Here is a 14,040-nt window from a genome sequence, read left to right on the forward strand (position 1 = left end):
CGCCGCACCGCACAACTTCCGTCGCGCAGTCTTGTGGCGCCGTTCCGTCCACGCCCGGCGTCGCCTTCAATGGCGCACGCGGCTCCGAAAGGAATCTTCCGATACGCTCATGAGCGATCAACACGCGCAATCCCCTGGCAGCCAGACCTCGTCCTCACAGCCGGCCGCCCCCTACCGCGTCGCGGCGCTGCAGATGGTCAGCACGCCCGATCGCGATCGCAACCTCGCCGACGCGGAAAAGCTCATCGCACAGGCCGCCGCCGCAGGCGCGCAACTCGTGCTGCTGCCCGAGTACTTCTGCTTCATGGGCTTCAAGGACACCGACAAGCTCGCCGTGCGCGAGCCGTACGGCGACGGTCCGATCCAGCGCTTTCTGTCCGATGCGGCACGCAGGCACGATGTGTGGATCATCGGCGGCACGCTGCCGCTGACTGCGCCGGAACCGTCGCGCGTGCTGAACACGACGCTCGTATTCGACCCCGCCGGCCGCGAAGTCGCGCGCTACGACAAGATCCACCTGTTCAACTTCGAAAAAGGTGACGAATCATTCGACGAAGCGCGCACGATCCGCCCCGGCGAAACCGTGCGCAGCTTCGACGCGCCGTTCGGGCGGGTCGGCCTGTCGGTCTGTTACGATTTGCGCTTTCCGGAGCTGTACCGGCGCCTCGGCGACTGCGCGATGATCGTCGTGCCGTCCGCGTTTACGTATACGACCGGCCGCGCCCACTGGGAAACGCTGCTGCGTGCGCGCGCCGTCGAGAACCAGTGCTACGTGCTCGCTGCGGCGCAAGGCGGCAAGCACGAAAATGGCCGCCGCACATGGGGACATAGCATGCTGATCGACCCTTGGGGCGAAATCCTCGACGTGCTCGACGAAGGCGCGGGCGTCGTCGCCGGCACAGTCGAACGGGCCCGCATCGACGAAGTGCGGCAAAGCCTGCCGGCATACCGGCATCGCGTGCTCGGCTAGCGCGGTGAGCGCCGCCCGGGGTCATCGCGCGCAATTGCATGTATCCAGAACGAGAACCGCCGCACATTGAAAGCGCATCGGCCGTCACCCATATGTCAAGCCGAGTGCACCGTCCGAATCCCTTGAATCGAGCTGAACCTACTGCGCATGAACATCATCGAACCCAGCATCCGTAATCTCGCGACGGCCAAGGACGTTCTTCTCACGCCCTACGGCCTCGACGAAGCCCTGCTGACCCGCACGCTCGCCGAGATCTTCACGCATCGCGTCGATTACGCGGACCTTTACTTCCAGGCTACGCGCAGCGAAGCGTGGAGTCTCGAGGAAGGCATCGTCAAATCCGGCAGCTTCAGCATCGACCAGGGTGTCGGCGTGCGCGCCGTGTCCGGCGACCGCACCGCATTTGCGTATTCGGACGATCTCTCGCCCGACGCGATCCGCCAGGCCGCGATCGCCACGCGCGCGATCGCGAAAAGCGGCGGCGGCAAGCAGAAGATCAAGGCAGCTTCGGCGCTGACGGGCGTGGCGGGCCGCGATCTGTATCTGCCATCCGATCCGCTGCATTCGCTCGACGCAACGGCCAAGGTCAAGCTGCTCGAGCGCATCGAACAGATGGCGCGCGGCCGCGACCCGCGCATCACGCAGGTGATGGCGGGCCTCGCCGGCGAATACGACGTCGTGCTCGTCGCACGCAGCGACGGCGCGCTCGCGGCGGACATCCGGCCGCTCGTGCGTGTGTCGGTAACGGTGATCGCGGAACAGAACGGCCGCCGCGAAATCGGCACGGGCGGCGGCGGCGGCCGCTTCGACTACGGCTACTTCACCGACGATGTCCTCTCGCGCTACGTCGACGACGCCGTGCATGCGGCGCTCGTGAACCTCGACGCGCGTCCGGCGCCGGCCGGCGCCATGACCGTCGTGCTCGGGCCGGGCTGGCCGGGCGTGCTGCTGCACGAGGCAATTGGCCACGGGCTCGAGGGCGACTTCAACCGCAAGGGTTCGTCGGCGTTCGCGGGCCGCATCGGCGAGCAGGTCGCAGCCAGGGGCGTGACGGTCGTGGACGACGGCACGCTGCCGAACCGCCGCGGCTCGCTCAATATCGACGACGAAGGCAATGCGACGCAGTGCACGACGCTGATCGAAGACGGCATTCTGAAGGGCTACATTCAGGACACGCTGAACGCGCGCCTGATGAAGATGCCGGTAACGGGCAATGCGCGCCGCGAATCGTACGCCGCGTTGCCGATGCCGCGCATGACCAACACTTACATGCTGAACGGCGACAAGGATCCGCAGGAAATCATCGCGTCAGTGAAGAACGGCCTCTATGCGGTGAACTTCGGCGGCGGCCAGGTCGACATCACGAACGGCAAGTTCGTGTTCTCGGCGTCCGAAGCGTACATGATCGAGAACGGCAAGATCAGCTATCCGGTGAAGGGCGCGACGCTGATCGGCAGCGGCCCCGAGTCGCTCAAATACGTGAGCATGATCGGCAACGACATGTCGCTCGATACCGGCGTCGGCGTGTGCGGCAAGGAAGGCCAGAGCGTGCCGGTCGGCGTCGGCCAGCCGACGCTGCGCATCGACCGGATGACGGTCGGCGGAACAGTCTGAACTCGGCGATTCGCACGCTTCCCGCAGAAATTGCTGAAGGCGTGCGGATTTTCCGCATTTTTTGACCGATCCGCTTGTCAAGCGCGCTTACGCACGGTATAAAGCCACTCAACCTTTTTTGCAGAACCCACTCTCTTTCATCATGTCCGCCCGGTTTTATTTTTATTTCTTTTGGCATCTCAGACCGCTGGCGGCTCGAGAGGGGTGTTAGTGCATAAACGGCAAGCCCGAAATTCCCGAAAAACCGCCAGCGAGTCTGGCGGTTTTTTTTTGCCGCGGGCTTTTCCACTTATCCGATGCGCGGAGCCGACGCTCCCGCTCACATGCAACGAATACGTAACAAACACGCAACAAACACACAACGTACCGACGCTACGAACTGCACCTGGAGAACGACATGCCCCCGCACAATACCGACGATGTCCGAATTCGCGAATTGAAGGAACTTACCCCGCCCGCGCACCTGATCCGCGAATTCCCGTGCAGCGAAAAGGAATCGGACCTGATCTTCAACACGCGGCAGGCATTGCATCGCATCCTGCACGGCATGGACGACCGGTTGATCGTCATCATCGGTCCGTGCTCGATTCATGACCCGAAAGCGGCACTCGAGTATGCCGGGCGTCTCATCGAACAGCGCAAACGCCTTGCGGGCGAACTCGAGATCGTGATGCGCGTGTATTTCGAGAAGCCGCGCACGACGGTCGGCTGGAAGGGTCTTATCAACGACCCGCATCTCGACAACAGTTTCAAGATCAACGACGGCCTGCGCGCCGCGCGCGAACTGCTGCTGCATATCAATGAGCTCGGTCTGCCGGCCGGCAGCGAGTTTCTCGACATGATCAGCCCGCAGTACATCGCCGACCTGGTCTCGTGGGGCGCGATCGGCGCGCGCACCACGGAATCGCAAGTGCATCGCGAACTCGCTTCGGGGCTCTCGTGTCCGGTGGGCTTCAAGAACGGCACGGACGGCAATGTGAAGATCGCCGTCGACGCGATCAAGGCGGCGTCGCAGCCGCACCACTTCCTTTCCGTGACGAAGGGCGGCCATTCGGCGATCGTGTCGACCGCGGGCAACGAAGATTGCCACATCATCCTGCGCGGCGGCAAAGCGCCGAACTACGATGCGCAAAGCGTCGATGTCGCGTGTGCGGACATCGGCAAGGCCGGTCTCGCCGCGCGACTGATGATCGACGCAAGCCATGCAAACAGCTCGAAGAAGCACGAGAACCAGATCCCGGTTTGCGCCGATATCGGTCGCCAGATCGCGGGCGGCGATGAGCGCATCGTCGGCGTGATGGTCGAGTCGCATCTGGTTGCCGGACGCCAGGATCTGCAGGAAGGCTGCGCGCTCACATACGGCCAGAGCATCACCGACGCGTGCATCGGCTGGGACGAAAGCATCGGCGTACTCGACGGACTCGCCGAGGCCGTCAGACAACGTCGTATTGCACGAGGCAGCGGCAACTGAATCATGCAATAGCGCGCTTCGCCGCATCCTGAAAAGCCCGGCCACCGTGCCGGGCTTTTTTATCGTTAGCCATCCGGACGAATGTTCATTCATGTACGACACCGGTACCGTAGGCGTTCTTCGCAGGCATGTTGAAAGGACTTGACCTGAAAGAAGAATTAGTACAAAATTTTGTACATGAAGGAAGTCTATGAATCGGGAAAAAGAGATTCGCTGGGTTGGCTCCAGCTATGACGACCTTCTGGCGTTTCCAGAGGAAGCACGGCGGCAAGCAGGTTTTCAGCTTTCCAAAGTACAAGCCGGACTTGACCCGGACAACTGGAAACCCTTTGATCGGGTCGGTGCAGGAACGCGCGAAATTCGCATTCACGAAGCAGAAGGCGTATTTCGCGTCATGTATGTCGCAAAGTTCGTCGAAGCCATCTATGTGCTGCATTGTTTCCAGAAGCAGACGCAGGCAACGAGCAAACAGGACAGAGAAATCGCCGAAGCGCGTTATCGTGCCTTGGCAAATGTTAGGAAGGCATAGCAATGACCATCGATACCAGAATCCGTCACGTTACGAAGCCCGGTGCGAACCTGTTCCTCGAACTCGGTTTCTCCGCGGCGGAAGCGAAGCGCCTGCACGCTGCTTCGCAGAAACAGATCAATGACACGCGCGTGCTGAAGGAACAACTCATGACCGAACTCTCGAGCTGGATCGAACAGCATCATCTGAAACAGGCGGAAGCGGCTGAAATCCTGATGGTGTCGCGGCCGCGTGTGTCCGACGTCGTGAACAAGAAGACGTCGAAGTTCACCATCGATACGCTGGTCGAAATGCTGAGCCGCATCGGCAAGCCGGTGACGCTGGCTGTCGGCTAGCGCCGCGTGTTCGCACATCCGCCGCCCTTAACCCCTAACGCTTCGCGGCGCGCTCATGCTGCCATAGCACATCGCTGCCACCATCCACTCCGTTGAGCACGCGCGCAAGCACAAATAACAGGTCCGACAAGCGGTTGACGTAACCGCGCAGCGCGGTACTCACGCCCTCCATCGTGCCGAGCGCAACGATCGCGCGCTCCGCGCGGCGGCACACGGTTCGACAAACGTGCGCCTGAGAAGCGGCCCGCGAACCTGCAGGCAGAATGAACTCCTTCAGCGGCGGCAGCGTCGCGTTGTAATCGGCAAGCCACATGTCCAGCCGGCGCAGATGCGCGTCGGCAATCATCGAGTGACCGGGCACGCTCAGTTCGCCGCCGAGATCGAACAGATCGTGCTGGATCGCTGTCAGCGCGGCGCTCACGTCGTCGGGCAAGCTTTCGCACAGCAGCACGCCAACATGGGAGTTCAGTTCGTCGACTTCACCGATGGCCACGATGCGCGCGTCGTCCTTGCGCACGCGGCGACCGTCGCCAAGGCCGGTCGTGCCGTCGTCGCCGGTGCGCGTTGCAATCTTGCTCAGGCGGTTACCCATGATGTTGTTCCTCCGTAGTGGTGCTGCGCATCGGTCGAAACCATTATAAGTTTTGTGGGCGAGTCGCCAGCCCACCGCAATCCTGTGTCTGCCGCCGAGGCATCGGCGTAGAATGGTTTGAATCGCTGCAACAAATATGCCTTACAGGAGACCAGCGTGAACCATCCCGCGCCGCCCGCCGCCATGCGCCGTCCCTTCCCCGCCGAGTTGCTCGGCGCGCTGCAATCCGCATTCGGCGAACGTGTCTCGACCGCCGAAGCGGTCCGCACCAATCACGGCCGCGACGAATCGCCGTTCGATCCGCAACTGCCGGATGCCGTCGTCTTCGCACGCAACGCCGAAGACGTGCAAACCATCGTCCGGCTCTGCGCTCGGTACGACGTACCGGTCATTCCTTACGGCAATGGCTCGTCGCTCGAAGGTCACCTGCTCGCGGTGCAAGGCGGCGTGTCGATCGACCTTGCCGAAATGAACCGCGTGCTGTCGATCAATGCGGAAGACCTGACGGTAACCGTCGAGCCCGGCATTTCGCGCAAGCAGCTCAATGAAGCGTTGCGCGGCACCGGCCTGTTCTTTCCGATCGATCCCGGCGCCGACGCAAGCATCGGCGGCATGACCGCGACGCGGGCATCGGGCACGAACGCGGTGCGCTACGGCACGATGCGCGAAAACGTGCTCGGCCTGTGCGCGGTGCTCGCCGACGGCCGCCTGATCCGCACGGGCACGCACGCGCGCAAGTCGTCGGCGGGCTACGATCTGACGCGTCTTTTCGTCGGCTCGGAAGGCACGCTCGGTGTCGTCACCGAAATCACATTGCGGCTCTATCCGCTACCGGAAGCCGTGTCCGCCGCGGTGTGCACGTTTGCGTCGATGGAAAGCGCCGTGCGCGCGGTCATCGAAACGATCCAGATGGGCGTGCCGATTGCGCGCGTCGAGTTTGTCGATGCGCTCGCGATCCGCGCCATCAACCGCCATTCGAATCTGACGCTGCGCGAAGCGTCGACGCTGTTCTTCGAGTTTCACGGCACGCAAGCGGGCGTGAAGGAACAGGCCGAACTCGTGCAGGAAATCGCCGCCCAGAATACAGGTGAAGGCTTCGAATGGGCGACGCGCCCCGAGGACCGCAGCCGCCTGTGGAACGCGAGGCATAACGCGTACTTCGCGATGTTGCAGTTGAAGCCTGGCTGCCGCGCGGTCACCACCGATGTATGCGTGCCGATTTCACGGCTCGCCGAATGCGTGGTCGAAACGGAGCAGGACCTGAAGGCGTCGACGCTGCCGTGCCCGATCGTCGGACACGTGGGCGACGGCAACTTCCACGTCGCGATGCTGATCGATCCGCAGCGGCCCGAGGAGTTCGCCGAAGCCGAGCGCCTGAACCATCGCATCGTCAAGCGCGCCTTGCGAATGAACGGCACCTGCACGGGCGAACATGGCGTGGGCCTGCACAAGATCGATTTTCTCGTCGAGGAAGCGGGCCCGGTTGCGATCGACACGATGCGTGCGATCAAGCACGCGCTCGACCCGCGCAATCTGATGAATCCGGGCAAGATATTTTCGTGGGCGGCATAGCATGAACTGACCGGCCGAGCCGAAGCGGACCCCGCACGCGCGCACAACAACGAAGACGAACCGTGCATGCCCGGCCGGCGCCGCCTTCACAGGCAAATGCGCAGGCAAATGCGCAGGCAAATGCGCACGCAAATGCGCACGCAAAATACGAGGAGACAGACCATGAACGCGCCCGCCGAACTGTCAGCCGAAGTGCTCGCGCAACGGCAACGCGAAGTCGTGCAGGCCTTGATGGCCGTGCTGCCGACTCACTGTCTGCTGTACCGCGAAGAAGATACGGTCGCTTACGAATGCGATGGCCTCGCCGCGTACCGGCGTCTGCCGCTCGCCGTCGTGCTGCCCGAGACCGAATCGCAAGTGCAGCGCATCGTGCAGATCTGCCATCGGCTCGATGTGCCGATCGTGCCGCGCGGCGCGGGTACGAGCCTGTCGGGCGGGGCGATGCCGATCCGGCACGGCGTGGTCGTATCGCTCGCGCGCTTTCGCAAGATCGTCGAAGTCGACCCGTATGCGCGCACCGCAACGGTACAACCGGGCGTGCGCAACCTGTCGATCTCCGAAGCCGCCGCACCTTACGGGCTCTACTACGCACCGGACCCATCGTCGCAGATCGCCTGCACGATCGGCGGTAATGTCGCTGAAAACTCGGGCGGCGTTCATTGCCTGAAATATGGCCTGACCGTGCACAACGTCATGCGCGTGCGCGCGATCGCGATGGAAGGAGAAGTCGTCGAGTTCGGCTCGCTAAGCCCCGATGCTCCGGGCCTCGATCTGCTCGCGGTAGTCGTCGGCAGCGAAGGCATGTTCGCGATTGTCACCGAGGTCACGGTCCGTCTGATTCCGAAGCCGCAGACCGCGCAGGTGATCATGGCGAGTTTCGATAACGTCGTGAAAGGCGGAGACGCGGTCGCCGGCATCATCGCCGCAGGCATCATTCCAGCGGGCCTCGAAATGATGGACAAGCCGGCCACGCGCGCGGTCGAAGAGTTCGTCCGCGCGGGCTACGACCTCGACGCAGCGGCGATTCTGCTTTGCGAATCCGACGGCACGCCCGAAGAAGTCAGCGAAGAAATCGTCAGGATGACCGCGGTGCTGCGCGAGCACGGCGCCACGCGCATCCAGATCTCGCGCTCGGAAAGCGAGCGCCTGCGCTTCTGGTCCGGCCGCAAGAACGCATTTCCGGCAGCGGGCCGCATCTCGCCCGACTACTACTGCATGGACGGCACGGTGCCGCGCCGCAGCATCGGTCCTCTGCTCGCCCGCATCGAAGCAATGGAACAGAAGTACAACCTGCGCTGCATCAACGTGTTCCATGCGGGCGACGGCAATATGCATCCGCTGATTCTTTTCAACGGCAACGACCTCGACGAGTGGCATCGCGCCGAAGCATTCGGTTCGGATATTCTCGAGAGTTGCGTCGAACTGGGCGGCACCGTCACGGGCGAGCACGGCGTGGGCATCGAGAAAATCAATTCGATGTGCGTGCAGTTTTCGGCCGAGGAACGCGATGCATTCCATGCGGTCAAGCGTGCGTTCGATCCACCCGGCCTGCTGAACCCCGACAAGGGCATCCCGACCCGCGCGCGCTGTGCCGAGTACGGCAAAATGCATATTCGCGCGGGCCTGCTGCCGCATCCGGAACTGCCGCGCTTCTAGCGGACGCTTTTGCGCGGTAACCGGAGTCTTTCGCCTGCGTGTGCGCAACGCGCAGACGCAGGTGTCCTTGCCTGCGACCCCGACGCACACCCCGGCCATTCGGGTTCTCACTGACTTCGCACAACGCCTCCGATAGCGGCCCTTGGAGCTTCCCGTACGGGTCCGTTCCGGGTTGCCAGCCAGGCGTCGCCCGGTACAATCGAATCAACTACAACGAAACACGACGCCATGGAAGAGGACGACATCGTCGCCGAATGGTCCGAACGAATCCGTTCAGCCACCGCCGAACGACGCCCAGTGCGAGTTCGCGGCGGCGGCACGAAAGACTGGTATGGCCAGTCGCTACAGGGAGAGGTCCTCGATACGCGTGCCCATCGCGGCATCATCGCGTACGATCCCGCGGAGCTGGTGATCACAGCGCGCGCAGGCACTCCGCTTGCGGAAATCGAAGCGACGCTCGCCGAGCACGACCAGATGCTCGCCTTCGAACCGCCGCATTTCGGCCCGCAAGCGACGCTCGGCGGCTGCATCGCCGCCGGTATCGCGGGCCCGCGCCGTCAATCGGCCGGGGCGCCGCGCGACTTCGTGCTCGGGGCGGTCGTGATGAATGGCCATGGCCAGGTGCTGCACTTCGGCGGACAGGTGGTCAAGAACGTCGCCGGCTACGATGTCTCGCGGCTCATGGCGGGCTCGCTCGGCACGCTCGCATTGATTCTGGAACTGTCGGTCAAGGTATTGCCGCGCCCGAAGGCGGAAATCACGCTGAAATTCGATATGAACGGTACCGACGCGGTCCGCAAGCTCAACGAATGGGGCGGCCGGCCACTGCCTGTCAGCGCGAGCGCGTGGCGCAACGGCACCCTCGTGCTGCGTCTGGGCGGCGCGGAAGCGGCGGTGAAGTCGGCGCGCTCGTCGCTTGGCGGCGAAGTCGTCGACGCGGTCGAAGCGGAACGCTTCTGGTCCGGCTTGCGTGAACAGACTGACCCGTTCTTTGCGGCGATCGCGCCAAAGGCTGCGCTGTGGCGGCTCGCACTGCCGACCATCACCGAGCCGCTTCAACTGCCCGGCGCGCAGATGATGGAATGGGGCGGCGCACAGCGCTGGTGGATCACCGACGCCGACGCGCAAACGGTGCGCATCAGCGCCAAGCAGGCCGGCGGTCACGCAACGATTTTCCGCACCGGCCACGGCTACGATCGCAGCGCGGGCGTGTTCACGCCGCTGCCCGCCCCGTTGATGAAGATTCACCGCGGTCTGAAGGCCGCTTTCGATCCGGCTCGCATCTTCAATCGCGGCCGGCTGTACCCCGACTTCTGAGCGCGCGATGCAAACGAACCTCGCGGACTTCATTCGCAATACGCCCGACGGAACGGAAGCCGACGCGATCCTGCGCAAATGCGTGCACTGCGGTTTCTGCACGGCGACGTGCCCGACCTACCAGTTGCTCGGCGACGAACTCGACGGCCCGCGCGGGCGCATCTATCTGATCAAGCAGATGGTCGAAGGCACGCCTGTCACGCGCAGCACGCAGACGCACCTCGATCGCTGTCTCACATGCCGCAACTGCGAATCGACTTGCCCGTCGGGCGTGCAATACGGCCGGCTCGTCGAGATCGGCCGCAAGCTGACCGAAGAGAAAGTGTCGCGGCCGCTCGGCCAGCGCGTGCTGCGCCGCATGCTGGCGAGCTTCGTGCCGAACGAAGCGCTGTTCACCCCCGCGATGCGCCTCGGCCAGCACGTACGTCCGCTACTGCCGAAGAAGCTGCGCGACAAGGTGCCGGCGCGCCAGCGCCAGCTCGAATGGCCCGCGTCGAAGCATGCGCGCAGGATGCTGATGCTCGCGGGCTGCGTGCAGCCTTCGATGATGCCGAACGTGAATACGGCCACCGCGCGTGTGCTCGACGCGCTCGGCATCGAGACGATCGTCGCGCCGGACGCCGGCTGCTGCGGCGCGATCCGCCTGCACCTCGGCTACAACGACGAAGCGCTCGACGACATGCGCGCAAACATCGATGCATGGTGGCCGTATGTCGAAGCAGGTGTCGAAGCGATCGTGATGAACGCGTCGGGGTGCGGTGCGACGATCAAGGAATACGCGCATCTGTTGCGCGACGACCCGGCGTATGCGGAGAAGGCGCGCCGCATCGTCGAACTGACCCGCGACATCGCGGAAATCCTGCCCGAGTTCGAGGAGCCGCTGGCGGCCCTCGCGCGTCCGCGCGCGGTGCACACGGTGGCGTTTCATCCGCCGTGCACGTTGCAGCATGGGCAGCAGATCCGCGGCAAGGTCGAGCACCTGCTCGGCGAGCTCGGCATCGACGTGCGGCTGCCCGCCGATAGTCACCTGTGCTGCGGCTCGGCCGGCACCTATTCGCTGACGCAGCCGGCGCTGTCGTACGCGCTGCGCAACCAGAAGCTCGAGCGCCTGCACGCGCAGGAGCCACAGATCATCGTATCGGCAAACGTCGGCTGCATTGCGCATCTGCAAAGCGGAACGTCGACGCCGGTGGTCCACTGGATCGAACTCGTCGAGCACATGCTGGCGGGGTGACAGGCCGTCGCGCGAACGCATTGGCGCACGTACGCAAGAGCGAATGGATCCGTCAAGCGAAGGCGCGGCGCCACGGCGGGCCGGCGCCGCGACGGCGGAGTCGCGCGGTAGCACGCCCTTCGCATCCGTATAATTGGACGCCACCGACCCTTGCAGACGTTGTCATGCCCGACCTGATCCACAATCTCGACGCGGTGCGCCAGCGCATCGCGGTCGCCGCGCAAGTCGCGGGCCGCGACCCGCGCTCGGTCGCGTTGCTCGCGGTATCGAAGACGTTTCCGGCCGAAGATGTCCGCGCCGCGCATGCCGCGGGGCAGCGCGCGTTCGGCGAAAACTACGTGCAGGAAGCGCTGACGAAGCTCGACGCACTCGCCGATCTGCGCGACACGATCGAGTGGCATTTCATCGGACCGCTGCAATCGAACAAGACGCGACCCGTCGCCGAGCGTTTCGACTGGGTTCATTCGATCGATCGTCTGAAGATCGCGCAACGGCTCGCTGAACAGCGGCCGGACGGCTTGCCGCCGCTCAACGTCTGCGTGCAGGTCAACGTGAGCGGCGAAGCGTCGAAATCCGGTGTGCCGCCCGGCGAAGCAGCCGACATCGCGCATGCGATCGCAGCGCTGCCGAAGCTGCGCCTGCGCGGCCTGATGGCCATTCCGGAACCCGTCGGCAGCATCGAACAGCAACGCGTGCCGCACCGCGCGCTGCGCGAACTGTTCGACAGGCTGCGCGCCGACGGGCTCGAACTCGATACCTTGTCGATGGGCATGTCGGGCGACCTCGAAGCAGCCGTACTCGAAGGCGCGACGATGGTGCGCATCGGCACGGCGATCTTCGGCGCGCGCGACTACTCCCACTAAACCTCCTTTTTCGGACACACCATGAAAATTGCGTTCATCGGCGGCGGCAACATGGCTGCCGCGCTGATCGGCGGTCTGATCAAGCGCGGCGTCGCGGCGTCCGATCTCTATGCGATCGACCCGAACGAAGACGCACGCAAGCGCAACGGGCAACAGTTCGGCATCGCCACCGGCGCGGCCGCCGATGCGGCGCTCGCCTCGTTCGACGCGGTCGTGCTGGCGGTCAAGCCGCAAGTGGCGAAGGACGTCGCCGGCGCGCTCGCGGCGCATCTGTCGGCGCGGCAGCTCGTGATCAGCATCGTCGCGGGCATTCGCGCCGCCGACCTGTCGCGCTGGCTGAACGGCCATGCGCGCATCGTGCGTACGATGCCGAATACGCCCGCGCTGATCGGCATGGGCGTGACTGGTCTCGTTGCGCTGGGCGGCGTCGACGAAGCAGGACGCGCGCTCGCATCGCAAGTGCTCGGCGCGGTCGGACAAACGGTCTGGTTCGACGACGAAGCGAAAATCGACGCGGTCACCGCCATCTCGGGCAGCGGCCCCGCGTACGTCTTCTATTTCATCGAGGCGCTGCAGGAAGCGGCCCGCCAGCTCGGCATGGATGAAGCGCAGGGCCGCGCGCTCGCGGTCGCCACGTTCACCGGCGCGGCGCAACTGGCGGCGCAATCGGATGAGCCGCCGTCGGTGTTGCGCGAGCGCGTGACCTCCAAAGGCGGAACGACCGCGGCGGCGCTCGCCGCATTCGACGCGCAGCATGTGAAGGATGCAATCGTGCGCGGCGCACTGGCAGCGGACGCGCGCGCGAAAGAGATGGGCGAGGAATTCGGCAAGCAGTAGCGCCCGCTGTTGGACCCGCTGGTTGTGCCTGCTGGTTGGGCTTGCTGCCCGCCCGCATCGGCCGATGCGCCAGCCGGGCCGCGCGACCTGGCGCGGCCCGTTTTTCGATCAAAGATTCTGCGCGGCGTAATGCGCCGCAATGCCGGCGAACAGCACGCCGCCCAGCCAGTTGTTATGGCGAAACGCGGCGAAGCACGGCATCCGTTCGCGGCCGCGGATCAGCGTGTAGTGATAGATCGCACAGCCCACCGCCGCCGCCAACCCGATCCAGTAAAGCACACCGTAATGCAGCACGACGCCGATGCCCGCGTATAGGCCAAGCGTCACCGCGTAGCAGAGCATGATCGCGAGAACGTCGTAGCGGCCAAACGTGAGCGCTGACGTGCGAATGCCGATCTTGATGTCGTCGTCGCGGTCGACCATTGCGTATTCGGTATCGTACGCGACGGACCAGAACACGTTCGCCGCAAGCATCACCCATGCAAGCACCGGCACGCGGTCCTGGACGGCGGCGAACGCCATTGGAATGCCAAAGCCGAACGCGATGCCGAGATAGGCTTGCGGAATCGCGAAAAAGCGCTTCGTGAACGGATACGTACCGGCGACGAACAGCGCGAACACCGACAGTTCCTTCGTCAGCGTATTGAGCGGCCAGATCAGCAGAAACGCGATCAGCGCGAGCGCCGCGGCGAGCGCAACGGCTTCCCACGCCTTGATCTTGCCCGACGTGATCGGCCGGTTTTCCGTGCGCTTCACGAAACGGTCGAAATCGCGGTCCGCGTAGTCGTTGATCGCACAGCCGGCCGAGCGCATGAGCAGCGTGCCGAGCACGAAAATCACGAGCAGCGACACCGAGGGCTGGCCGTCGGAGGCAATCCACAGCGCGTTGAGCGTGGGCCACAGCAGCAGCAGGCTGCCGATCGGCTTGTCCATGCGGACGAGCCGCAGATAGAGCGGGAGTCGGGCGAACATGGGAAGTGCGCGGAGAACGATTCCGCCATTTTAGTGCAGCATGAAAAAAGCCCGACAGGTTCTCGACCTGTCGGGCTT

The 14,040-nt window shown here is 64.2% G+C and carries 13 protein-coding genes; 11 read left to right on the plus strand and 2 right to left on the minus strand.

Annotation, left to right across the window (positions count from 1 at the left end):
* Nucleotides 1–109 precede the first annotated feature (109 nt).
* The 5 genes from BTO02_RS17510 to BTO02_RS17530 all read left to right on the plus strand — a co-directional run bounded on the left by BTO02_RS17510 (nucleotide 110) and on the right by BTO02_RS17530 (nucleotide 4,919).
* Entirely contained in the window at nucleotides 110–970 is an 861-nt protein-coding gene (locus tag BTO02_RS17510; protein WP_075158089.1) for a carbon-nitrogen hydrolase family protein, read from the plus strand.
* Between the two features lie 147 nt (nucleotides 971–1,117).
* Nucleotides 1,118–2,584: a metalloprotease TldD gene (tldD, locus tag BTO02_RS17515; RefSeq protein WP_075158090.1), complete on the plus strand. Its 1,467-nt coding sequence runs from the start codon at nucleotides 1,118–1,120 to the stop codon at nucleotides 2,582–2,584.
* A gap of 397 nt (nucleotides 2,585–2,981) precedes the next feature.
* Nucleotides 2,982–4,055, plus strand: coding sequence for a 3-deoxy-7-phosphoheptulonate synthase AroG (gene aroG, locus BTO02_RS17520; protein WP_075158091.1), 1,074 nt, complete (start codon nucleotides 2,982–2,984; stop codon nucleotides 4,053–4,055).
* Nucleotides 4,056–4,245: 190 nt separating this feature from the next.
* On the plus strand, nucleotides 4,246–4,584 hold the full coding sequence (locus BTO02_RS17525; protein WP_075158092.1) for a type II toxin-antitoxin system RelE/ParE family toxin: 339 nt from the start codon (nucleotides 4,246–4,248) through the stop codon (nucleotides 4,582–4,584).
* 2 nt (nucleotides 4,585–4,586) lie between these two features.
* Nucleotides 4,587–4,919, plus strand: a complete 333-nt coding sequence (locus BTO02_RS17530; RefSeq protein ID WP_075158093.1) for a helix-turn-helix domain-containing protein — start codon at nucleotides 4,587–4,589, stop codon at nucleotides 4,917–4,919.
* Nucleotides 4,920–4,953: 34 nt separating this feature from the next.
* Here BTO02_RS17530 and BTO02_RS17535 read toward each other — a convergent pair whose 3' ends face one another.
* Nucleotides 4,954–5,511 carry a cob(I)yrinic acid a,c-diamide adenosyltransferase gene (locus BTO02_RS17535; protein WP_075158094.1) on the minus strand — a complete coding sequence of 186 codons (558 nt, stop codon included), beginning with the start codon at nucleotides 5,509–5,511 and terminating at the stop codon, nucleotides 4,954–4,956.
* 156 nt (nucleotides 5,512–5,667) lie between these two features.
* Here BTO02_RS17535 and BTO02_RS17540 point away from each other — a divergent pair, with 156 nt between their 5' ends.
* The 6 genes from BTO02_RS17540 (at nucleotide 5,668) to proC (ending at nucleotide 12,990) form a co-directional block, all read left to right on the plus strand.
* A complete protein-coding gene (locus BTO02_RS17540; protein ID WP_075158095.1) occupies nucleotides 5,668–7,083 on the plus strand; it encodes an FAD-binding oxidoreductase in 1,416 nt (471 codons plus the stop codon).
* A 162-nt stretch (nucleotides 7,084–7,245) separates the two neighbouring features.
* A complete protein-coding gene (locus BTO02_RS17545) occupies nucleotides 7,246–8,739 on the plus strand; it encodes an FAD-linked oxidase C-terminal domain-containing protein (RefSeq protein WP_075158975.1) in 1,494 nt (497 codons plus the stop codon).
* Nucleotides 8,740–8,967: 228 nt separating this feature from the next.
* Entirely contained in the window at nucleotides 8,968–10,056 is a 1,089-nt protein-coding gene (gene glcE, locus BTO02_RS17550) for a glycolate oxidase subunit GlcE (protein WP_075158096.1), read from the plus strand.
* A 7-nt stretch (nucleotides 10,057–10,063) separates the two neighbouring features.
* A complete protein-coding gene (glcF, locus tag BTO02_RS17555; protein WP_075158097.1) occupies nucleotides 10,064–11,290 on the plus strand; it encodes a glycolate oxidase subunit GlcF in 1,227 nt (408 codons plus the stop codon).
* 164 nt (nucleotides 11,291–11,454) lie between these two features.
* Nucleotides 11,455–12,153 carry a YggS family pyridoxal phosphate-dependent enzyme gene (locus tag BTO02_RS17560; protein ID WP_075158098.1) on the plus strand — a complete coding sequence of 233 codons (699 nt, stop codon included), beginning with the start codon at nucleotides 11,455–11,457 and terminating at the stop codon, nucleotides 12,151–12,153.
* Nucleotides 12,154–12,174: 21 nt separating this feature from the next.
* Nucleotides 12,175–12,990 carry a pyrroline-5-carboxylate reductase gene (gene proC, locus BTO02_RS17565; RefSeq protein WP_075158099.1) on the plus strand — a complete coding sequence of 272 codons (816 nt, stop codon included), beginning with the start codon at nucleotides 12,175–12,177 and terminating at the stop codon, nucleotides 12,988–12,990.
* Nucleotides 12,991–13,098: 108 nt separating this feature from the next.
* Here the strand turns inward: proC and ubiA are convergent, their stop codons facing one another.
* Nucleotides 13,099–13,962 (minus strand): 4-hydroxybenzoate octaprenyltransferase, encoded by an 864-nt coding sequence (ubiA, locus tag BTO02_RS17570; RefSeq protein WP_075158100.1) that lies wholly within the window; start codon nucleotides 13,960–13,962, stop codon nucleotides 13,099–13,101.
* Nucleotides 13,963–14,040: the final 78 nt, after the last annotated feature.

This window comes from Paraburkholderia sp. SOS3 (assembly GCF_001922345.1).
Taxonomy (GTDB): Bacteria; Pseudomonadota; Gammaproteobacteria; order Burkholderiales; family Burkholderiaceae; genus Paraburkholderia.